This is a genomic window from Candidatus Pelagibacter sp. Uisw_090 (assembly GCF_047717845.1).
Taxonomy (GTDB): Bacteria; Pseudomonadota; Alphaproteobacteria; order Pelagibacterales; family Pelagibacteraceae; genus Pelagibacter.
This window is the reverse complement of record NZ_CP159810.1, coordinates 674,025-694,954: the sequence shown is the minus strand read 5'-3', so window position 1 is coordinate 694,954 and position 20,930 is coordinate 674,025. Positions and strand designations below refer to the sequence as shown.

General features: G+C 28.8%; 16 protein-coding genes and 3 tRNA genes. 14 read left to right on the top strand and 5 right to left on the bottom strand.

Annotated elements, in window-relative coordinates:
* Positions 1 to 13 precede the first annotated feature (13 nt).
* The 11 genes from ABXT58_RS03805 (at position 14) to ABXT58_RS03755 (ending at position 12,070) form a co-directional block, all read left to right on the top strand.
* A complete protein-coding gene (locus ABXT58_RS03805; protein ID WP_415303373.1) occupies positions 14 to 1,795 on the top strand; it encodes a sensor histidine kinase in 1,782 nt (593 codons plus the stop codon).
* Positions 1,792 to 3,147 carry a sigma-54-dependent transcriptional regulator gene (locus ABXT58_RS03800; RefSeq protein ID WP_415303372.1) on the top strand — a complete coding sequence of 452 codons (1,356 nt, stop codon included), beginning with the start codon at positions 1,792 to 1,794 and terminating at the stop codon, positions 3,145 to 3,147. Before ABXT58_RS03805 ends, ABXT58_RS03800 begins: the two co-directional genes overlap by 4 nt.
* Positions 3,148 to 4,539: a Trk system potassium transporter TrkA gene (trkA, locus tag ABXT58_RS03795; RefSeq protein WP_415304896.1), complete on the top strand. Its 1,392-nt coding sequence runs from the start codon at positions 3,148 to 3,150 to the stop codon at positions 4,537 to 4,539.
* A 4-nt stretch (positions 4,540 to 4,543) separates the two neighbouring features.
* Entirely contained in the window at positions 4,544 to 5,953 is a 1,410-nt protein-coding gene (locus tag ABXT58_RS03790) for a TrkH family potassium uptake protein (protein WP_415304895.1), read from the top strand.
* An 84-nt stretch (positions 5,954 to 6,037) separates the two neighbouring features.
* Entirely contained in the window at positions 6,038 to 6,622 is a 585-nt protein-coding gene (locus ABXT58_RS03785) for a hypothetical protein (RefSeq protein ID WP_415304893.1), read from the top strand.
* A 390-nt stretch (positions 6,623 to 7,012) separates the two neighbouring features.
* Positions 7,013 to 7,089 (top strand) — tRNA-Arg (locus ABXT58_RS03780).
* A 169-nt stretch (positions 7,090 to 7,258) separates the two neighbouring features.
* Positions 7,259 to 8,299, top strand: a complete 1,041-nt coding sequence (locus ABXT58_RS03775) for an amino acid ABC transporter substrate-binding protein (protein ID WP_415304891.1) — start codon at positions 7,259 to 7,261, stop codon at positions 8,297 to 8,299.
* Positions 8,300 to 8,364: 65 nt separating this feature from the next.
* Entirely contained in the window at positions 8,365 to 9,510 is a 1,146-nt protein-coding gene (locus tag ABXT58_RS03770) for an amino acid ABC transporter permease (protein ID WP_415304890.1), read from the top strand.
* 4 nt (positions 9,511 to 9,514) lie between these two features.
* Positions 9,515 to 10,786: an amino acid ABC transporter permease gene (locus ABXT58_RS03765; protein WP_415304888.1), complete on the top strand. Its 1,272-nt coding sequence runs from the start codon at positions 9,515 to 9,517 to the stop codon at positions 10,784 to 10,786.
* Between the two features lie 3 nt (positions 10,787 to 10,789).
* Entirely contained in the window at positions 10,790 to 11,524 is a 735-nt protein-coding gene (locus ABXT58_RS03760; protein WP_415304886.1) for an amino acid ABC transporter ATP-binding protein, read from the top strand.
* Between the two features lie 174 nt (positions 11,525 to 11,698).
* Positions 11,699 to 12,070: a helix-turn-helix domain-containing protein gene (locus ABXT58_RS03755; RefSeq protein WP_415304884.1), complete on the top strand. Its 372-nt coding sequence runs from the start codon at positions 11,699 to 11,701 to the stop codon at positions 12,068 to 12,070.
* Between the two features lie 142 nt (positions 12,071 to 12,212).
* Here ABXT58_RS03755 and ABXT58_RS03750 read toward each other — a convergent pair.
* Positions 12,213 to 12,289 (bottom strand) — tRNA-Asn (locus ABXT58_RS03750).
* A 50-nt stretch (positions 12,290 to 12,339) separates the two neighbouring features.
* Positions 12,340 to 12,413, bottom strand: a tRNA-Cys gene (locus ABXT58_RS03745).
* Between the two features lie 129 nt (positions 12,414 to 12,542).
* Between ABXT58_RS03745 and ABXT58_RS03740 the strand changes: the two genes are divergently transcribed.
* Genes ABXT58_RS03740 through ABXT58_RS03730 form a run of 3 tightly spaced genes read left to right on the top strand, consistent with a single transcriptional unit; the run spans position 12,543 to position 18,093 of the window.
* Positions 12,543 to 15,170 carry a valine--tRNA ligase gene (locus ABXT58_RS03740; RefSeq protein ID WP_415304882.1) on the top strand — a complete coding sequence of 876 codons (2,628 nt, stop codon included), beginning with the start codon at positions 12,543 to 12,545 and terminating at the stop codon, positions 15,168 to 15,170.
* The gene (ilvD, locus tag ABXT58_RS03735; RefSeq protein ID WP_415304880.1) at positions 15,170 to 16,888 is read left to right on the top strand and encodes a dihydroxy-acid dehydratase; all 1,719 of its coding nucleotides are present in this window, start codon (positions 15,170 to 15,172) and stop codon (positions 16,886 to 16,888) included. Before ABXT58_RS03740 ends, ilvD begins: the two co-directional genes overlap by 1 nt.
* Complete coding sequence (locus ABXT58_RS03730; RefSeq protein ID WP_415304878.1) at positions 16,888 to 18,093, top strand: sugar phosphate nucleotidyltransferase; 1,206 nt, start codon at positions 16,888 to 16,890, stop codon at positions 18,091 to 18,093. The genes ilvD and ABXT58_RS03730 overlap by 1 nt, the downstream gene beginning before the upstream one ends.
* Positions 18,094 to 18,116: 23 nt before the next feature.
* On the opposite strand, the gene ABXT58_RS03725 is transcribed toward ABXT58_RS03730, so the two are convergent.
* The 3 genes from ABXT58_RS03725 to ABXT58_RS03715 all read right to left on the bottom strand — a co-directional run bounded on the left by ABXT58_RS03725 (position 18,117) and on the right by ABXT58_RS03715 (position 20,822).
* Positions 18,117 to 19,076: a hypothetical protein gene (locus ABXT58_RS03725; protein ID WP_271518846.1), complete on the bottom strand. Its 960-nt coding sequence runs from the start codon at positions 19,074 to 19,076 to the stop codon at positions 18,117 to 18,119.
* Positions 19,077 to 19,367: 291 nt separating this feature from the next.
* Complete coding sequence (locus ABXT58_RS03720; RefSeq protein ID WP_415304876.1) at positions 19,368 to 19,589, bottom strand: DUF6552 family protein; 222 nt, start codon at positions 19,587 to 19,589, stop codon at positions 19,368 to 19,370.
* A gap of 87 nt (positions 19,590 to 19,676) precedes the next feature.
* On the bottom strand, positions 19,677 to 20,822 hold the full coding sequence (locus ABXT58_RS03715) for a hypothetical protein (protein WP_415304874.1): 1,146 nt from the start codon (positions 20,820 to 20,822) through the stop codon (positions 19,677 to 19,679).
* Between the last annotated feature and the right edge of the window lie 108 nt (positions 20,823 to 20,930).

Genomic DNA, 20,930 nt, shown 5'->3' with positions numbered 1-20,930 from the left:
TATTTATCTCATAATGCTCGATTTTATCAAAAAAAATATTTTTATTGGACTGATATTTTTAATTACATTAATCTTAGGTTTTGTAACTTTTTTAACCTTTATAGACAAAAGTTTTCTTAAGTTAACAGATGAAAATCTCCAATTACTATTAACCGGAAACATAGTTCTATTAATAGTACTTTTTTATATGATTTTTAAAGAGGTAAACACATCATTAAGGGTAGATGTTGATGTTAGTGGATCTAAAGCAAACAGAAAATACATAACTTTTTTTGCATTATTCACTTTAATACCATCAATATTAATTTCCTTATTTTCGTTATTTTTGTTGTCTTTTGCCCTTGATAAATATTTAGATAAAAAAATTACGACAGCAGTTAATAATTCTTATGAAATAGCCAAAAGTTATACTGAGGAAGTAAGAACTAAGACGCAATCTGAAATTATATTAATAGCTTATGATTTAAATAAAAGTATTAATTTTTTAAATACAAATATTAATCAATTTAAAAGTTTTCTTAATACTCAAAAATTAATAAGAGATATGGATGAAGTTCACATTATCGAAGCTGATGGAACTCTTTATTTAACTACTTTAAAGGATGAGTCATTATATAGGCCGCCCTTACCAGAGGCGCTTGAAATGGTTTTAGATGATAAAAGACCACTTAAAATACTTAATGCTTATCAAAATCAAACAGCATCAATTATTAAATTAGAAAATTTCGAGGGCAAGTATTTATATATAACAAAATATTTAGACAAAAAAATTTCTCAATATTTATTAGAGTCAAAAGAAGCGCTTAATTTTTATTATACAGTTTTAAATAAACAAACAGGAATAAAAATTTCTTTTGTTTTTATTTATCTGGTTATAGTTTCTTTACTACTATTTTTATCCATATCTATAGCTATAAGGTTTTCATCAAGATTTTTTAGATCAATTAATAATTTAATTATCGCATCATCAAATATTGGTAAGGGAAATTTGAATACAAAAGTTCCAGAAATAAAAGCTGATAAAGACATGGAAATTTTAAATAAAAACTTTAATTTAATGACAAGTCAATTAAAAGCCCAACAAGAAAAACTAATTATCAGTGAAAGGCATGAAGCGTGGGAAAGTTTAGCTAGAAAATTAGCCCATGAGATCAAAAATCCTCTTACACCAATTCAATTAACTATTGATAGATTAAAAAATAAATATTCAGATAGTATGAATATAAAGCAAAAAGAAGACTTTACAAAAAGCTTAAAGATTATTGGAAAACAAATAAAACAAATTGAAAATTTGGTAAATGAATTTTCTGATTTTGCTAGAATGCCAAAACCAATACTTAAAGATAACAATTTAGTATCATTGGTAATAGATAATATTAATTTAATTAAAGAATTGGATAACGATATTTCAATTAATTTTAATACTAATGCTGATGCTGTTATTCTTAATTCAGATAACGAGCAATTAAGTAGAGTTTTTTTTAATATTATAAAAAACTCCATAGAAAGTATCCAGGAAAAAAGGTCAATTAATATGGACTTGAAGGGCAATATTGACATTACTTTAAACGATAATAAACATGATATTAATTTTATAATAATTGATAACGGTCAAGGTTTTGGAAAATTTAAGAATAATATAAAGGATGTTTTAAACCCTTATTTTACAACAAAAACAAAAGGTACTGGCTTAGGTTTGGCTATTGTTAACAAAACAATAAATGACCATAATGGATCAATAGAATTTATTCCAATTCAAAATGGAGCAAAAATAGAAATCAAATTTATAAAATGAGTACAGAGATATTAATTATTGATGATAATTCAGATATACGAAACATCATTAATGATTTAATTATTGATGCTGGTTATAAAACTAGGCTTGCAGCCAATTACAATCAAGCCTTAAATGAAATTGATAAAAAACTTCCTGATGTTGCAATTATTGATGTTAAGTTAGACAAAGGAGATAATGATGGTTTGGAGCTATTATCTCACATCAAAACAAAAGATAAAAACATTCCAGTAATAATAATAACAGGACATGCAAATGTTGAGATGGCAATTAAAGCACTTAAGGCAGGTGCTTTTGAATTTATTGAAAAACCATTTAATCAAGAAAGACTATTAAATTTTGTTAATCGTGCAGTAGAAAATATTAATTTAAAAAACAAGAATAAAGAATTTGAAAATAAACTTTTTTATTCTTATGAACTAATTGGAGATAGTGAAAATATCAAAAATATTAAAGAACAAATAGATAAAATTTCAATTTCTGAAAGTAGAATTTTTATTAATGGACCAACTGGCTCAGGCAAAGAATTAATTGCAAGAAAAATATATAAAGCATCTAAAAGACAAAAAGGACCTTTCATAATTTTAAATGGAGCTTTATTAGATATAGAAAAATATGAATTAGAATTATTTGGAGAAGAAAAAGATAATGGTGCAATTTCTTATGGTGCTTTAGAAAAATCAACCAGTGGTATTCTTTTAATAGATGAAGTTTCAGAGATACCACTTGAAACTCAATCTAAAATTTTACGTGTTTTAACAGATCAAAAATTTAAAAGAATTAACGGCACTCATGATATTAATGTTGATGTTAGAATTATATGTACATCAAGCAAAGATATCAAAAAAGAAATAGATAAAGGAAATTTTAGAGAAGATCTTTATCATAGATTAAATGTTTTTGAGATTAATATAGAACCACTTAAAAATAGAGTATCTGATATTCCTTTGTTGGTTGAATATTTTTCAAAAAAAGCTTCAACGAATTACAATTTAAAAAAAATGAATATAGATACCAATAACAATTATTTACTTAATTATGATTGGCCAGGTAATATTAGGGAGTTAAGAAATTTAATTGAAAGAATTGCAATACTTTCCCCAAATACTTCTGATAAAATCTCAAATATCATTAAAGAATCTTTAAAAACTGCAGATATTAAGAGTGAGGCCTCAGAAAACTCTTTATCTGTACCATTAAAAGAGGCTAGAGAAAAATTTGAAAAGGAGTATTTAACTACACAATTGAAAAAATTTAATGGCAATATAGCAAAAACTGCTGACTTTATAGGAATGGAAAGATCTGCCTTGCACAGAAAATTAAAAGGCTTAGGTATTAAGGGATTAGATTAAATGAATATAATTATTTGTGGAGCAGGTAGAGTTGGTTTTACCATAGCTAAGATTTTAAGCGAACAAGGTCATTCGATAACTGTAATCGATCAATCCAGTGAAGATATTCAAAAAATTGATGAGACGTTAGATGTAAAGTCTATAGTTGGTAAAGCGACTTATCCCTCAATCCTGGAAAAAGCAAATGCAACTGATGCAGATATGATTATTGCTGTAACGCGTAATGATGAAATTAATATGCTTATATGTCAAATTGCATTTTCAATTTTTAATGTCCAAAAAAAAATTGCCAGAATAAGATCTCAAGATTATTTAAATCCAAAGTTTACAAAAGTTTATAATAAAGAAAATTTACCAATTGATGTAATTATTTCTCCAGAAATTGAAATAGCCAAATCCCTACAAAGAAAATTAGAAGCACCAGGTGCTCTAGATAATGTCCCATTTGCAGACAATAAAATTAGATTACTTGAAATTTTAATTAATGAAAAATGTTCTCTAAAAGATATTAAACTTAATGAAATCACAAAAAAATTTTCTGAATTAAATGCAAATATAATGGGCGTTATTAGAGAGGATAAATTTGTAGTTTTAAAAAAAAACGACATTATGCTTAAAGATGACAAGGCTTATGTTATAATTAACGCCTCACAAATGAAAGATACGCTAAATGCCTTTGGTCATAATGAAAAAATTTCAAATAAAATTTTAATAATTGGTGGTGGAAATATTGGTTTTAACTTGGCTAAAAATTTAGAAGAAAGTTTTGATTCAACAAGAGTAAAAATTATTGAAAAAGATAAAGAAAGAGCAGAACTCATCGCAAGTGAACTTAATAATACCATTGTAATTAATGGTGATGCTTTAGATGAAGAAGTTTTAATGGAAGCAAATATTGATGAGGTTCAAACAGTACTAGCTCTCACGAATGATGATGAGGATAATTTAATGGTAAGTGTATTAGTTGAAAAATTTGAAAAAGATAATACTGAATTAAATAAAAAGAGAACAATGGCACTAATAAATAAACCGAATTATTCTTTACTCCAATCTTCCTTAAAGATTGATGATCTTATTGATCCTAGAATGAATACAGTTTCTAGTATATTGAAGCATATTCACAAAGGAACAATAGAAAATGCATATAGCATTCTAAATGGTGAGTATGAAATTATTGAAGCAGAAATAATTGAGACCTCAGAGCTTATTAATAAAGAATTAAAAAATTCAAACTTACCAGATGAGATTCGGGTGGGAGCAATTTTAAGAGGCGAAGAGGTAATTATTCCCAGATCTAATTTTGTATTTAAAAAAGAGGATATTGTTGTTTTATTGGCAAAAAAAGACTTCTTACATATTGTTGAAAACATGTTTCGTGTAAGTTCAATTTAAATAAATGAATTATATTAAACTCATTTATTTGAGTGTTTTTTGTGGAATAATTTCAATTCTTTCATTTTTTAATATTGTTTATTCATATTATTTAAATTTGTACCTTAATTTGAATACGTATCTTTACACTTTTTTAGTATCTATTGTTTTAACATTGATATTTTATATATCTAAAAATAATGATGAAAAGAAAACCACGATATATGTAAAAGCACTTACAATACTGCTTGGTTATTTTTTATTACCACTAATAATTACGATACCTTTTTATTTTAGTATTTATAATTTAACATTTATTAATTCTTATTTTGAAGCTATTTCAGGTTTCACATCCACAGGTTTTACAATTTTTGATAACATAAATCATATCGATCAAAGTCTTATTTTGTGGAGATCTTCGTCACAATGGGTAGGTGGCCTTTATTTTTTATTTTCTATTATAGTATTAATAGATATTTTTGATCACAGTTTTAAAAAATCTTTAACTAATTTTATATCCTTTAATAAAGCAGAAACTTTAAAACAATCATTAAAAATTTTTTTATTGTATTCATTAATAACATTAGGAATTTTTATTATTCTAAACATATTTGAGATTAGAATGTTTAATTCTTTAAATCTTGCAATGACCTTTGTATCTTCTGGTGGTTTTATACCATCAAATAATTTGTCGAATATTTTGATAAATGATCCACAGATCATAATAACATCCCTATTAATGCTAACATCATTTTTTAGTATTTTTTTGTTATATAATTTAATTTTTACAAAAAATCATAATATGAATTTTTTTAATGAAGATATTCATTTAGCATTTTATTTTTTAACTTTATTATTTATTTTTTTTGTTTTTCTTAATTTTGATAAAAATTTTAGTGAATTATTTTTATCTCTAGCAAGTAGCATTTCTAATATTGGTATTTCTCTCGATAATAATTCCAAAAATTTATCATTTGTTTTCTTGATACTGGTTATTATCGGTGGATCTTTTTTTTCTACAAGTTCTGGTATTACATTTTTAAAAATTTATTCTTTATGCAAATATTCAATTAATGAAATTTTGTCATATAGTAGACCAAAAAATATATATATAAATAAGCATTTATTTTCTAAGGAATCATTTAAATTAAATGAAATTTATAAATATTTTTTAGCAGTAATAATTTTTGTTATATCCATGTTTTTTTTAACATTTCTCTTAACTTTAAGTGGAATTGAATTTGAAAATTCTTTCAAATTATCCATTTTAACACTAATGAATACGGTTAATTCATCAGCCTATGGAGTGGGTGAGTTTAATTTTTATGATTTACACTATTTTACAAAGTATTATCTAATTATATTTATGATAATTGGTAGAATTGAATTATTGACTTTATTAATAATATTCAAAAAGTTCTTTTTTAAAAATTAAATTCATCCTTTAAAAATCTTTAAAAATCAATATAGTTAAATTGTGTTTAAATTTTTTTTCCAAATTATATTTATCTTATTGTTGATGTTTCGAAATAGTGCACACGCTAACGATGATATTTCTATAGCTCTAGAAAACTGTACCGATAAGCAAGTTATTAATTTAATTTTTAATAAAAATTATGATTTTGATAAAAAAGGAATAGATAGTTTTTTTAACAATGGATTGATAAATGTTAAAGATGATAAAGAATATTTTGCTTTAATAGATGAGCTGGATGAAGGATATAAAAACCTTAATTTAAATTTAAAGATTTATTATAATGCTGTAAATGAATATTCTTCTGCAAATATAAAACCACCTCCTCCTAAATACGAAACTATTAATATTGAAGCCTTTAATGAATATACCGTTTTAAAATTAGCATGGGATAAAAAAGAAAAAAAATATTTAAAAGAATTTATATCTAAATTAACTGCTAGCAATGAAATAATTGATAAAAAAAAAAATCAAATAAGTATAAAAACATTACAATTATTTAAAAAAAAAAATCTTAAAAGCAAAGCACTAAAGATTTATCAATATAAAAATTTATATGCTAAGTGTGAAAATATGCACCGTCAAACTCCAAAGTCTTTTATGTTAAATTGGTTTATCCTGTATCAATAAACATCTTGATATTTTCTATAAGTTAAATTCTCTCAACCCCACTTGATAAATCAATTATTTTTTACATGCCCAACAATTCTGATGTTGTAAAAAAGTTATTATAGTAATTTTTACGATAAAATATTTTAACGAATAGGGGTTGTTAATTTTGATAAATAATAGCGTTAATGAAAAGTTTACCCTAAAATGAGTAACCCACAGTGACTCACGTATGTTTGGTAAATGTGCAAAAATTTTAAGTGACAGCTTACCCCTCCCGAATATTTTATGACCCACTACTGGACTTTAAGCAACGGATGAAGACAAACCGTTGTCAAAAACCTCTTACTGGATTAAAATAAAGTTGGATTAGCGTTGAAAGTTGTAGTAAACCATCAGAATGATTTCCTTGCGCTCTTAGCTCAGCTGGATAGAGCATCGGTTTTCTAAACCGAGGGTCGGTGGTTCGAGTCCACCAGAGCGCACCATTATCAATATGTATTGATTTAATTTTTATTCACACTACATGTAGTTAGAAGAATTCTAATGTGATCTATTTTCTTTGATCAACTTTAGATAGTGGTAGATAATTAAATTAATTCAAATTTATTTGAATTATTTGTTAACAAATAAATAAATAAAACAGAGGAATAAAATATGTTTAAATATGTAAAACAATTAACTTCTTTAGTTGCTATGGTTGCAGTTCTGTTCGCTTTTACGACAGAAACAATGGCTGCTAAGAAGTCTAAAACTCTTAAAAACACTATGAAAAAAGGTTTTGTAAGATGTGGTGTATCTCAAGGTTTACCTGGATTTTCAAATGCTGATGCAGCTGGAAATTGGACTGGTGTTGACGTTGATGTATGTAGAGCAGTTGCTGCTGCAGTATTAGGTGATGCGAACAAAGTTAAGTTCACTCCACTAAGTGCTAAAGAAAGATTCACAGCTCTAACTTCTGGTGAGATTGATATCTTATCAAGAAACACAACTTGGACACTTTCAAGAGATGCGGATCTAGGTGTAACTTTCGTTGGTGTAAACTTCTATGATGGTCAAGGTTTCATGGTAAGAAAAGACTCAGGAATTACTTCTACGAGCCAATTCAAAAATGGAATTTCAGCATGTACAAACATCGGAACTACAACTGAACTAAACATGAGAGACTTCTTTAATTCAAAAGGAATTTCTTATGAGCCAGTTGCTTTCGAAAAAGCTGATGAAGTTGTTGCAGCTTATGACTCAGGCAGATGTGATACTTACACAACTGATAAATCTGGTCTAGCAGCACAAAGAACAAAAATGACTAATCCTGATGACCATATAGTGTTACCAGAGACTATCTCTAAAGAACCTCTAGGACCTGTTGTACGTCAAGGTGATGCTGTTTGGGAAGACATCGTAAGATGGTCTCTAAACGTAATGATTGAAGCTGAAGAATATGGAATATCTTCTTCAAATGCTGATGCTATGAAAGTTTCAGAAAACCCAGCTGTTAAAAGATTAGTTGGTTCTGAAGGAGAATTAGGATCATATTTAGGTCTAGATCAAGACTGGAGCTTAAGAATTATCAAGCAAGTTGGAAACTATGGTGAAAGTTATAAGAGAAATATAGCTGACACTGGTATTTTACCTGACAGAGGTCCGAACAATATTTGGACTCAAGGCGGATTATTATACACTCCACCAGCTAGATAATTATTATCTTAAATAATTAAGAAAGGGCTAGATTTATCTAGCCCTTTTTTTATAATACCTCACAAATGAAATTTAAAAAGATTCTACCACAATTATTAACTTTACTATTTATAGTATTAGTATTTGGATTCTTTACCATGAACGCTCAAGAGAACATGGGCGCAAGAGGTTTGGAATTTGGTTTTGGTTTTTTAAAAACCCAAGCTTCTTTTGATATACAGTTTTCTTTAATAGATTATGATGGCTCTCATTCGTACGCTAGAGCTTACTTGGTTGGTTTATTAAATACACTTCTAGTGGCCATTATAGGAATTATTTTAGCAACCTTTCTTGGTGCTGTAGTTGGTGTTGCGCGTTTATCACCAAATTATTTAATCAGAAAAACGGCCTCTTTCTACATAGAGTTTTTTAGAAACATTCCTTTATTGTTACAAATTTTCTTTTGGTACTTTGCTGCGTTAAGAGCTCTACCAATGCTTGAGGATGCACCCATGTTATTAAATTCATCTTTTATGACGATCAAAGGTCTTTATACACCAGCTCCAATTTGGACAAACTTTGATGTTTTTTTGACAACAATAATTATTGCAATGATTATAATTTTTTTCTTTGCAAGATATGCAAAAAAGAAACAAGAACAAGACGGTAAACGATTACCAGTATTAATAATTTCATTAGCAATTTTTATATCTTTACCGTTATTAACTTTTTTAATTGGCGGTGTAGATTTATCTTGGAGCTTTCCGGTAATTAGACAAATGTCTCAATCGTCATATACTTTTGATGGTGGTTTAAAGATACCACCTGAATTAATTGCACTTACACTCGCACTTACACTGTATACAGCAACATTTATTGCTGAAAATGTTAGAGCTGGAATTCAAGGAATTGGCAAAGGTCAAAAAGAAGCGGCAGCCTCTATTGGCTTAACTCCAAGCCAAGTTTTGAAATTAGTAATTATGCCTCAAGCGTTGAGAATTATTATTCCTCCAACGACTAATCAATATTTAAACTTAACTAAAAACTCATCTCTTGCTCGAGCTATTGCATACCCTGATTTAGTTTTAGTTTTTGCTGGAACTGCAATGATGCAAACTGGTAGAGCCATAGAAATTGTGGGTATTACAATGGCAACTTACTTGACTATTAGTTTAGGCATCTCACTCTTAATGAACTGGTACAATAAAAGAATAGCAATACAAGAAAAGTAAAATTATGACAAATATTAATTTATTAAAACCAGATAATAAAAATTTACCTTTATTTCTTACATTGGGTGGATTGTTTTTTGCGTTTGGAATTTTTGATTTCTATTCAAATAATTTTTTGAATATTAATATTACTTTTTTTTTACCTAGGCTTATTAATTTTTTTATTCCCTTAATCTTTTCAGTCATTGGACTTCATTTTATTAGAATTGAATTTTCAGGGATAAAAAATTTAGATAAACTTAATAAAAATATTAATACAAGTAATTTCAATGCAGCTTTAAGTGTATCTATAATTTTACTTATAATTTTTGCTTTGCCCCCATTGTTAAATTGGCTTATTTTTGATGCTAATATTGCTGGTGATACTAAAGAAGCCTGTACAGGTGGCGGCGCATGTTGGGTTTATATTAAAATTTGGTTTAATAGATTTATGTATGGAATGTATCCTAATGCTGAACAATGGAGAATTAATATTACATTTATAGCCGTTCTTGTATTTATGTCAGCTGGTTTTTTTGTTCCAACAAAGCTTAAAAATTATCTTTCACTTTATTATACTCTTTTGTTGCCTATTATTTCTTTTGTGTTGATCTATTACATAATTTCAGGAGGCTCTTTTGGATTAGTGTGGGTAGAAACTGGAGCTTGGGGAGGGTTATCTTTAACTTTCATGGTATCTTTCTTCTCTTTAATTTTTTGCTTCCCTATAGGTATGATGTTGGCTCTTGGAAGAAGATCTAATTTACCTATTGTTAAATACTCATCACTTTCTTTTATTGAATTTTGGAGAGGTGTTCCTTTAATTACTGTTTTGTTTATGTCAGCAGTAATGTTCCCCTTGTTTTTGCCTGATGGAACTTATGTCGATAAATTAATTAGAGTCGTTGTCGCTATCACTTTATTTGAAGCTGCATATACGGCAGAAGTTATAAGAGGAGGACTACAAGCGCTACCTAGAGGTCAATATGATGCTGCTAAATCTCTTGGTATGGGTTATTGGAGAATGCATGTCTTCGTTATCCTCCCTCAAGCTTTAAAATTAGTAATTCCAGGCATAGCTAATACATTCTTGGCTCTTATTAAGGACACACCATTAATATTTGTTGTTGGTCTTCTTGAATTAGTTGGAATGTTGAATTTAGCTAAGACAAATCCAAAATGGCTTGGTTTTTCAATGGAGGGTTATGTGTTTGCTGGAATAATATTCTGGATTATTTGTTACAGTATGAGTAAATATAGTCAAAAATTAGAATTAAAATATAAAACAGATAGATAAATTATGTCAGATTCAATTATTCAAATTCAAGGTGTAAGTAAATGGTTTGGTGACTTTCAAGTATTAAAAGAAATAAACCTTGAAGTTAAATCTAAAGAAAAAATTGTTGTTTGTGGTCCGTCTGGATCTGGAAAGTCTACGCTAATTAGATGTATTAATAGACTTGAAGAACACCAAAAAGGATCAATTATTGTTGATGGTACTGAAATTTCTGAAGATACAAAAAATATAGAACAAGTCAGAGCTGAAGTTGGAATGGTTTTTCAACAGTTTAATTTATTTCCTCACTTGACTATTTTAGATAACTGTACATTAGCCCCAATCTGGGTAAAAAAAATGTCAAAAAAAGATGCTGAAAAATTAGCATTAGAGCATCTTGAAAGAGTACAAATATTAGATCAAGCTCAAAAATTCCCAGGTCAATTGTCAGGTGGACAACAACAAAGAGTTGCTATTGCAAGAGCTCTTTGTATGGAACCTAAAATTATGTTATTTGATGAACCTACATCGGCACTAGATCCAGAAATGATTAAAGAAGTGTTAGATGTAATGGTTAATTTAGCTAAACAAGGCATGACAATGATCGTTGTAACTCATGAAATGGGCTTTGCTAAAGAGGTAGCTGACCAAATGATTTTTATGGATGAAGGAATGATTGTAGAAAAGGCAACAACCAAAGACTTTTTTGCTAATCCAAATAATGATCGTACTAAACTTTTCTTAAGCCAAATTTTATAGGGCTTTTTTAGCTATACGATTCAACAATTTTACGATCTTATAATTATTTATAATTGCTTGACACATTTTATAATTTTATACCTAATTTTCCAAAATAAAGAAATTTTTCTATTGCGATAACATCAAAAAATTAGTTCAATAGGTTTTTTTAAACTAACTTTAAGAGGGGTCTTAATGGAAGACAATTTTAATAAGCATTTAGGTAATAAATTAAAGTTAAGAAGATTAGCTTTAGGTCTTACACAAACAAAAGTAGCAAAAGCAATTAATGTTACATTTCAACAAATTCAAAAATATGAAAAAGGTACTAATGGAGTTAGCTCAATAAGGTTACTTCAGTTAGCAAATTATTTAAAGGTACCAGTTAATTATTTTTTTGAAGATTTTTCAGAATATTTAGTTAATATTGAAAAAATACATGAAGGTCATATGAATATTAACTATAATTTTTTAGTTAAAATTTATTCAGAACTCAGCAATGATCAAAAGCTTAAGTTTAGTAAGTCCTTAAAAACATCTGGTATAGGAATTTCAAACGTAGGATAATAAAATACTTAATTTAGGACCCTAATTTAGTTCCAAGATTTATATAATCTACTCATATAATATTCTAAAAAACTCATATCTAAATTTAAATAAAAATAATTTTTTATTAAAAAGTTTAATGAAGATTTAAATAGAAATTTTTTGGCTCCTCGGGCAGGACTTCGAACCTGCGACCAATTGATTAACAGTCAACTGCTCTACCAACTGAGCTACCGAGGAATATCAAAAGTGCTTATACATATAGCCGAATTGAATCGCAAGATTTTTTTTGGAGGCAACGCCCAGAATCGAACTGGGATACAAGGATTTGCAATCCTCTGCGTAACCATTCCGCCACGTTGCCCTCACATCTCATAATAAATCAAATAGTGAACCTTTTATATATAAAATATTAATAATTAGTCTACCAAATAAGCTACCAAATTGATTATTGTTAATTGATATTATTAAATTATAAACTTATGAATACCTTATGAGTAATGATAAATACATACATTCTGATGTTGAAGATAAGATTTACTCTTATTGGGAAAAAAATAATTTATTTAAACCCACAATAAATAAAAAGAAATTTTCAGTAGTTATACCTCCGCCCAATGTAACTGGTAGTCTTCATATGGGGCATGCTTTGAATAATTCAATTCAAGATCTTTTGGTTAGGTACCACCGTATGAATAATTATGAAACGTTATGGCAACCAGGAACAGACCATGCAGGTATTGCGACACAGGCTTTAGTTGAGAAAAAATTAACTGCTGAGGGTATTGATAAAAATGAAATTGGAAGAGAAAAGTTTATAGAAAAGGTTTGGGAATGGAAAGAGGAACATGGCGATATTATTTTAAATCAGCTTAAAAAACTTGGTTGTTCTTGTGATTGGTCAAGAAATGCTTTTACTATGGATGAAAACCTTTCAAAATCAGTTTTAAAAGTTTTTGTAGAACTTCACAAAAAAGGTTTAATTTATAAAGATAAAAAACTAGTTAACTGGGACACTGTTTTAAAAACAGCAATATCTGATTTGGAAGTGGATCAAAGAGAGGTTAATTCTAAGATTTATTATATTCAATACCCTATAGAAGGTTCTAGTGATTTTATAATTATAGCAACAACCAGACCTGAAACCATGTTAGGTGACACAGCAATTGCTGTAAATCCAAAAGATGATCGATTTAAACATTTGGTTGGTAAATTTGCAACAGTTCCAATTGTTGGAAGAAAAATAAAAATTATTAAAGATGAGTATGCTGACCCAGAAATGGGAACAGGTGCTTTAAAGATAACACCAGCCCATGATTTTAATGACTATGAAGTGGGACAAAGAAATAATTTAGAAATCATAAATATCTTTACTGAAGGTGGCAAAGTAAACGAAAATGCTCCTAAAGAATATATTGGACTTGATAGATTTGAAGCTAGAAAAAGAATTTTAAAAGAACTTAAAGAAAAAGAGTTTTTTGTTAAGGAAGAAAATATAAAGAATAAAGTTCCGTATGGGGATAGATCTAATTCAATAATTGAGCCTTTTTTAACTGAACAATGGTTTGTAGATGCAAAAAAATTATCAATTAAAGCTAAAGATATAGTTAACTCAAAAAAAACTAATTTTTTTCCTGCTAATTGGTCAAAAACTTATTTTCAATGGATGAACAATATTGAGCCATGGTGTATCTCGAGACAATTATGGTGGGGACATCAAATACCAGCTTGGTATGGACCGGATAAAAAAATTTTTGTTGCAATAAATGAAGATGAAGCAAAATTAGATGCAAAAAAATTCTATAATAAAGAGGTAGATTTAATTCGTGATCCAGATGTATTGGATACTTGGTTTTCATCAGGCTTATGGCCTTTTGCTACATTAGGGTGGCCTGATAATAAAGAATATGTTGAAAAATTTTATCCAACATCAGTTCTTGTTACAGGGTTTGATATTATATTTTTTTGGGTTGCACGTATGATTATGTTTGGAATGGAGTTTCTAGACAAAGAACCTTTTAAAGATATTTACGTTCACGCACTTGTTAAAGATGAGAAAGGACAAAAAATGTCTAAATCTAAGGGAAACGTAATTAACCCTTTAGATTTAATTGAAAAATATAGTGCAGATGCTTTAAGATTTACTTTACTGTCAATGGCATCACCTGGCACAGATGTAAAACTTTCTGAAGATAGAGTTAAGGGATATAGAAATTTTTTAAATAAATTATGGAATGCAAACAATTTTTTAATTACCAATAATTGTGATTTTTCTAAAATTGAAGAAAAACCAAGTTTAACAATTAATATTAACAAATGGATTTATTCTGAACTAATTGAAACAAAGGTTAAAATTGAAAAAAACTTAAAAGATTACAGGTTTGATGAAGCTGCAAAAAATGCTTACCAATTTAGTTGGCACTCTTATTGTGATTGGTATTTAGAGTTATCTAAAACAATAATATTTTCAGAAGATGAAAAAGCTAAAGATGAAGTGAGACAGGTATCAGCTTATGTATTTAAGCAAATATTAATATTATTACATCCATTTATTCCATTTGTGACTGAAGAAATTTGGTTAAATAATAAATTTGATAACTCGGGTAAAGATTTTCTGATGTTAGCTAATTGGCCCTCTGGAGAGATTGAAAGAGATTCATCGACTAATCAAGTTGAAAAAATTATTAGCATAGTTTCTGAATTAAGGTCATTTAAAAATGAATTAAGTGTAAGCCCTGGTTCTTTTATAGATATTTCAGTAGAGAGTGTTAGTGAAAAAGAACAATCATTTTTTACTGAAAATGAAATTATTCTAAAAAAACTTGGTCGTATTAAAAACTTACATAATAAAGATTTAGATAAACCAGCTGCTACTTTAGTAGTTTCAGGAGATCTATTTAAAGTTTATTTTGATGAAGATGTTGATTTAGAATTAATTAAGGAAAACTTAACTACTCGACAAAATAAATACCAAGAAGAAATGAATAAAATATCAGAAAGATTAGCCAATAAAAGCTTTGTTGATAGAGCACCAAAAGATATTGTTGATCAGGAAAAAACTAATTATAATAATTTAAAAAATGATGTTGAGAGAATATCAATAACTATAAAGGGTATATAATGGCAAGATTTAACAAAAAAAAATTACCAAGCAGACATACTTCATTAGGTGCTGATAGAGCTCCACATAGATCTTTTTATTATGCGATGGGTGAAACGGAAAAAGATGTAGCAAAACCATTTGTTGGCGTTGTATCAACTTGGAATGAAGCTGCTCCTTGTAATATTGCTTTAATGAGACAAGCTCAATCTGTTAAAAAAGGTGTTAGAGCTTCAGGTGGAACGCCTAGAGAATTTTGTACGATAACTGTAACTGATGGTATTGCGATGGGTCACGAAGGAATGAAGTCATCTTTAATTTCTCGTGAAGTAATTGCCGATTCAACTGAACTTACTGTGCGTGGTCATTGTTATGATGCACTTGTTGGTATTGCTGGTTGTGATAAATCTTTACCTGCCTTAATGATGGCAATGGTTAGATTAAATGTTCCAAGTGTGTTTATCTATGGTGGTTCAATACTTCCAGGTCAATACAAAGGTAAAGATGTGACCGTTGTCGATGTATTTGAAGCAGTTGGAAAACACTCAGCTGGAAAAATGTCTGCAAAAGAATTAAGAAAATTAGAGTTAGTTGCATGTCCAAGTGCTGGTGCGTGTGGTGGGCAATTTACTGCAAATACTATGGCCTGTGTTTCTGAAGCAATTGGTTTAGCTTTACCTTATTCAGCTGGAACACCTGCTCCATACGAAGAACGTGATAAGTATGCATTATTAAGTGGAAAGACTGTAATGAATTTATTAGAAAAAAATATTCGTCCAAGGGATATTGTTACAAAAAAATCTTTAGAAAATGCTGCAACAATCGTTGCTGCTACAGGTGGATCTACAAATGCTGCGTTACACTTACCAGCTATTGCAAACGAAATTGGAATTAAGTTTGATTTAATGGATGTAGCTAAAATTTTTAAAAAAACTCCTTATCTTGCTGATTTAAAACCAGGTGGAAAATATGTTGCAAAAGATATGTGGTTAGCGGGTGGTGTTCCTATGTTATTAAAAACTCTTTTTGATGGTGGATTTATTCATGGTGACTGCATGACTGTTACTGGAAAAACGATGAAACAAAATTTAAAAAATATTAAATTTAATCCTAAGCAAAAAGTTTTAAGAGCATATGACAATCCTTTATCACCAGATGGTGGTGTTGTTGGTCTTAAAGGTAACTTAGCTCCTGATGGTGGAATTGTTAAAATCGCTGGTTTAAAGAAATTACAGTTTACTGGTAAAGCTAGATGTTTTGATAATGAAGAAGCTGCAATGGCTTGTGTACAAAAGAAAAAATATAAAGAAGGTGATGTAATTATTATTCGTTATGAAGGACCCGTAGGCGGTCCTGGTATGAGAGAAATGCTATCAACAACAGGTGCTATTTATGGTCAAGGTATGGGTGAGAAGGTTGCCTTAATTACAGATGGTAGGTTTTCAGGTGCAACAAGAGGTTTTTGTGTGGGTCATGTTGGCCCTGAGGCGGCCTTAGGAGGCCCTTTAGCTCTTTTACGTAATGGTGATGTAATCGATATAGATGCCAAAAAAGGGACTATAAACGTTAGATTAACTAAATCACAATTAGCTACAAGACGAAAACAGTGGAAAGCAAAAAAATCAAGCTTTGGATCAGGTACTATTTGGAAATATGCTCAAACAGTAGGTCCTGCTTATTTAGGTGCACCAACACATCCTGGTAAAAGAAAAGAAGTAAAAGTTTACGCTGATATTTAATGAAAATTAGACCCGTTATATTATGTGGCGGAGCTGGAACAAGACTTTGGCCTAATTCTAAAAATCATCAAGCAAAACAATTTATTGATTTTGGTAATTGGACTTTATTAGGAAAAACTCTTGATAGAGTTAAATCTTCAACTTTTGACACGCCGATCATAAGTACAAATCTTAAATATTTAAAAGAGGTAAAAAAACATCTTAAGAAACATAAGATAAGTAAATATAAAATTGTTTTAGAGCCTGCAAAAAGAAATACAGCACCAGCAATTCTTGCATCAGCATTAATTAAAGATATTCCAAACGAACAACCTTTAATGTTTTTTGCAGCAGACCACTTAATAGAAAAAGCAAGTATCTTTAATAAAGCCATTAATAAGAATAAAACTAATTTAACAGACCAAAATATATTCATTTTTGGTATTAAACCAACATCACCTTCTAGTGAATACGGTTATTTTATAACTAAAAAAGTTAAAGGAAATATTAATAAAGTTATAAAATTTATTGAAAAACCAAAAGTAGCTAAAGCTAAACAAGTTATTAAACAAAAAGGCTATTGGAATTCTGGAATGTTTTTTTTAAGAAAAGATTCAATAATCAATAACTTTAAAAAGTACCAGCCTACAATATACAAAAATTGTGTTAATGCTGTTTCAAAAGCTAAACTTAAAGATAACACTTATTACTTAAATAAAGCTTCATTTGAAAAGGCTACAGTAAAGTCTTTTGATTATGCAATTTTAGAAAAAACTAAAAAAATTAACACTATTAAATTAGATATTCCTTGGTCAGATCTTGGTAGCTGGAAAGAGATCTTAAAAATGTATGATAAAAATAAGAATAGATATTATAAGAAAAAAAATGTTTATTACAGACCTTGGGGTAGGTACGTTAATTTATTCGAAGGCAAAGGCTTTTTAATTAAAGAGTTATTCGTTAAACCAAAAGGTATATTAAGTTTACAAAAACACCATCACAGATCAGAACATTGGTTGGTAACTCAAGGAAAACCAAAAATTACACTTAATAAAGACAGCTTTTCTAAAAAACAAAATGATCATATATTCATTCCTTTAGAGGCAGTTCATAGAATTGAAAATAAAGGTAATAAACCTGTTAAGATTATTGAAGCTCAAGTTGGATCAATATTAAAAGAAAGTGATATTGTAAGGTTTCAAGATGTATATGGCCGTATTAAATAATAATACGACCACATAATTAATATTTAAAACCAATTATTTGGAATAATGATGTAGTGAATTGCAAGTACAATTGCAACTGACACCGTCAATCCTATTGTCATTTTAAGGAAGTCTTTACCAATTAAAGGAAAGACATACTTGAACTTATAGTCTTTATTCATTGTAGATATTGCAAGCTCTCTACCACACAACAAACCAACAAATACCCATGTTGTTGACATTGGTAAATCATTAAGTTCTTTAAAGTAGTAAAGAACAGCAGCATAAATCACATTAATTATTGTTGCTGATCTTGCGTATCTAGTTCCAGTTTTATCTAAAACAACTTTTTGAATTGTTCCTCCGTTTATGTAGAAGATATAAAAAAGAAGAGCTGTAAAGTATGCAAGAACAATTAATAATAAATTTACATCTATTTGTCTTGGAAGATATACGGCTATATTAGCTACGTCATGAGATAACCAAACCCACCATAACCAAGCAGAAGTTACCCATACAGAGTTTCTCCAAAAACCTATCCATTTATCTTCAACTTCATCAAATTTCTCATTGATAAATTTAGATACTACTATCCAACAAATGTATGCTGCAACAGCTGCTAAGCCATATCCTACAACACTCTTCATAAGCATTTTTTCAAGAACTACAGTTGATGCAAATGCTGACAGTACTAAAAAGGTAGTTGAAACAGGTATACCTATTCTTGTTAATACTAAAAGTATTCCAGGAGCCACAGCATGATACCACTGTATTTCTTGGAAAGGAATTCTAGTTAATCTTCCGTAAGATATATCACCAGCATTACTGTACCAGCCCCATGTGATTGCAAGTATCATCACAAATGAAGCAGCGCTTGCTAGCGTATACCATTTAAACCATTTTTGTTTTGACGCTATAAATGTTCCAAGCGTTTGAATTGAATCATTTGCTATAACGCTATATCCCGCTAAAGCAAAGCCAACGATCGTATATATTGTTGTCATTTCCATCTTATTTTTCCTATTTTTTATTTATCTTTATTATTTTCCATTTCGAATGATTCTTAATCTTGAACTCGATTTAATAGAGAAGAGAAATTTTATCTATAGGTAAATTTATTAATATTTTTTGTGATGAGTTGATTCATTGATCATTATATTATTCAAAGTTGAAGTCTATATAGAGAATTTATTAATATTATTTGAGGTATGATGATTCATCGTTAATTATATTAATTAATAATTTTGTCTAGTTGTATAATATTTTAAATACAACTTATTAGGGCTTTATAGATACTAAAATATCACCTTATAAATCCCTATTAAGAACAGTGGTATCTGTAATCCAAAGTTAGTTAATATAGCTTTATCTTTTGATATAAACCCAGCTATCGTCCAACCAATAACTCCAAGACCATGGAAGTAGATGTTAATAGGGTAGATATTTAAATTAGTTAATAATATTCCAGTTAATACTAAAGCAGTACTGACCCATTTAAGGTATTTTTTAATAAACATAGTCTCCTCTATATGTAAGTTTTATGAGGATTTTATTACAATATAGAAGAGACTGAAATCTTAAATTAAAAAATTATTATGAATTTGTTAAAATTCACTACTAAATTTTATACCAACCCCAATACGTTCAGTAGTTTTATTGTCCTTATCTTGACTTTTATATCCAAAGTCTAATCCAACACCTGATCCTAAATAATATCCAACGGATGATTGAAATATACTTCCATTAAAACTTTCATCTGCTTCATCAGCATCATTATCTGTATAGGTATAAGTAGTTCCAAAGTTCCATTTTTGATATTCAAGACCTAATCCACCAGTGGTATGGCTACGGTCATGCGCATCTTCACCTGCTAGATTATCAATCTGCATTCTTTCAAAGATAAATTTACTACTTAAATCTTTTGATATTTTATTTTTGTAAATTAAAGAAGCAGAATAACGAGTATTATCTGTTGCGTCTGAAACACCTGCTGCCTGATCAGCATAGCCTATTCTATAAATAAGTTCTTTGCTAAAAGAATTATCTTTAAATGAAAAAGGGTATGACCCACTTAACGAAGCTGAATAAGATGATAAATTTTCTGTATTAGATACACCACTATCTTGCTTACTATTATGGCCACGCTCAAAAAATATTGAATCACTCAAACCACTAGTATCAGCTGCAAAAGAGGTAATATTTAATTCATGTGTACCAAAACTTCCTGCATTTTTTTTAATTATACCACCTAAACCAACTCGTTCTTTAATTCCATATTCTTCGATCGCTTGGTATCCATACATGCCTGGAAAATTATGATAATCTAATCCAACAGCTGGGTTAAATTTTCCTAAATAACCAGAAAATTTTTTTGTGTCATAATTTAAGGTAAGTTCTTCAAAAATTAACATATGATCGTTGATACCATGGTCATCTCCATCTGGTGTAAGAGCACCACCATGAGCGTGACTATTACCATCTGGTCCACCTTCTAATTTTATATTTGAGTTAATAGAAAAATTTTCTGAAAATCTATTACCAATTTCAGCATGCGTATGTGAATATATTTCGTTATATTTTCCATCATTAGCAACTTTTGTCATTGAGTCAGCAAATATTGCTACATCTAAATGTCCATAAAACCCATCTTTATCATGATTGTCATGATCATGATCTTTATGGTTATCTTCACTATAAGCATTTGTAGTTAAGATGATTATGATTGTAAGTACCTTTATTAATGTTTTCATTTTAAATACCTTTATTTATTAATGTTATATTATAACATTACATAAAGTAAAAAAATAAACTGTCAACATTATTTTGTCTTTAGTTGTAAAATAATTATAAAATTAAAA

Bases quoted from the DNA above. Each gene is read 5' to 3' on its own strand.
- ABXT58_RS03785 (WP_415304893.1), top strand. From the start codon at position 6,038: ATGTTTCGAAATAGTGCACACGCTAACGATGATATTTCTATAGCTCTA.
- ilvD (WP_415304880.1), top strand. From the start codon at position 15,170: ATGGCAAGATTTAACAAAAAAAAATTACCAAGCAGACATACTTCATTA.
- ABXT58_RS03720 (WP_415304876.1), bottom strand. From the start codon at position 19,589: ATGTTTATTAAAAAATACCTTAAATGGGTCAGTACTGCTTTAGTATTA.
- ABXT58_RS03760 (WP_415304886.1), top strand. From the start codon at position 10,790: ATGTCAGATTCAATTATTCAAATTCAAGGTGTAAGTAAATGGTTTGGT.
- ABXT58_RS03740 (WP_415304882.1), top strand. From the start codon at position 12,543: ATGAGTAATGATAAATACATACATTCTGATGTTGAAGATAAGATTTAC.
- ABXT58_RS03755 (WP_415304884.1), top strand. From the start codon at position 11,699: ATGGAAGACAATTTTAATAAGCATTTAGGTAATAAATTAAAGTTAAGA.
- ABXT58_RS03800 (WP_415303372.1), top strand. From the start codon at position 1,792: ATGAGTACAGAGATATTAATTATTGATGATAATTCAGATATACGAAAC.
- ABXT58_RS03790 (WP_415304895.1), top strand. From the start codon at position 4,544: ATGAATTATATTAAACTCATTTATTTGAGTGTTTTTTGTGGAATAATT.
- ABXT58_RS03730 (WP_415304878.1), top strand. From the start codon at position 16,888: ATGAAAATTAGACCCGTTATATTATGTGGCGGAGCTGGAACAAGACTT.
- ABXT58_RS03775 (WP_415304891.1), top strand. From the start codon at position 7,259: ATGTTTAAATATGTAAAACAATTAACTTCTTTAGTTGCTATGGTTGCA.
- trkA (WP_415304896.1), top strand. From the start codon at position 3,148: ATGAATATAATTATTTGTGGAGCAGGTAGAGTTGGTTTTACCATAGCT.
- ABXT58_RS03715 (WP_415304874.1), bottom strand. From the start codon at position 20,822: ATGAAAACATTAATAAAGGTACTTACAATCATAATCATCTTAACTACA.
- ABXT58_RS03805 (WP_415303373.1), top strand. From the start codon at position 14: ATGCTCGATTTTATCAAAAAAAATATTTTTATTGGACTGATATTTTTA.
- ABXT58_RS03770 (WP_415304890.1), top strand. From the start codon at position 8,365: ATGAAATTTAAAAAGATTCTACCACAATTATTAACTTTACTATTTATA.
- ABXT58_RS03765 (WP_415304888.1), top strand. From the start codon at position 9,515: ATGACAAATATTAATTTATTAAAACCAGATAATAAAAATTTACCTTTA.
- ABXT58_RS03725 (WP_271518846.1), bottom strand. From the start codon at position 19,076: ATGACAACAATATATACGATCGTTGGCTTTGCTTTAGCGGGATATAGC.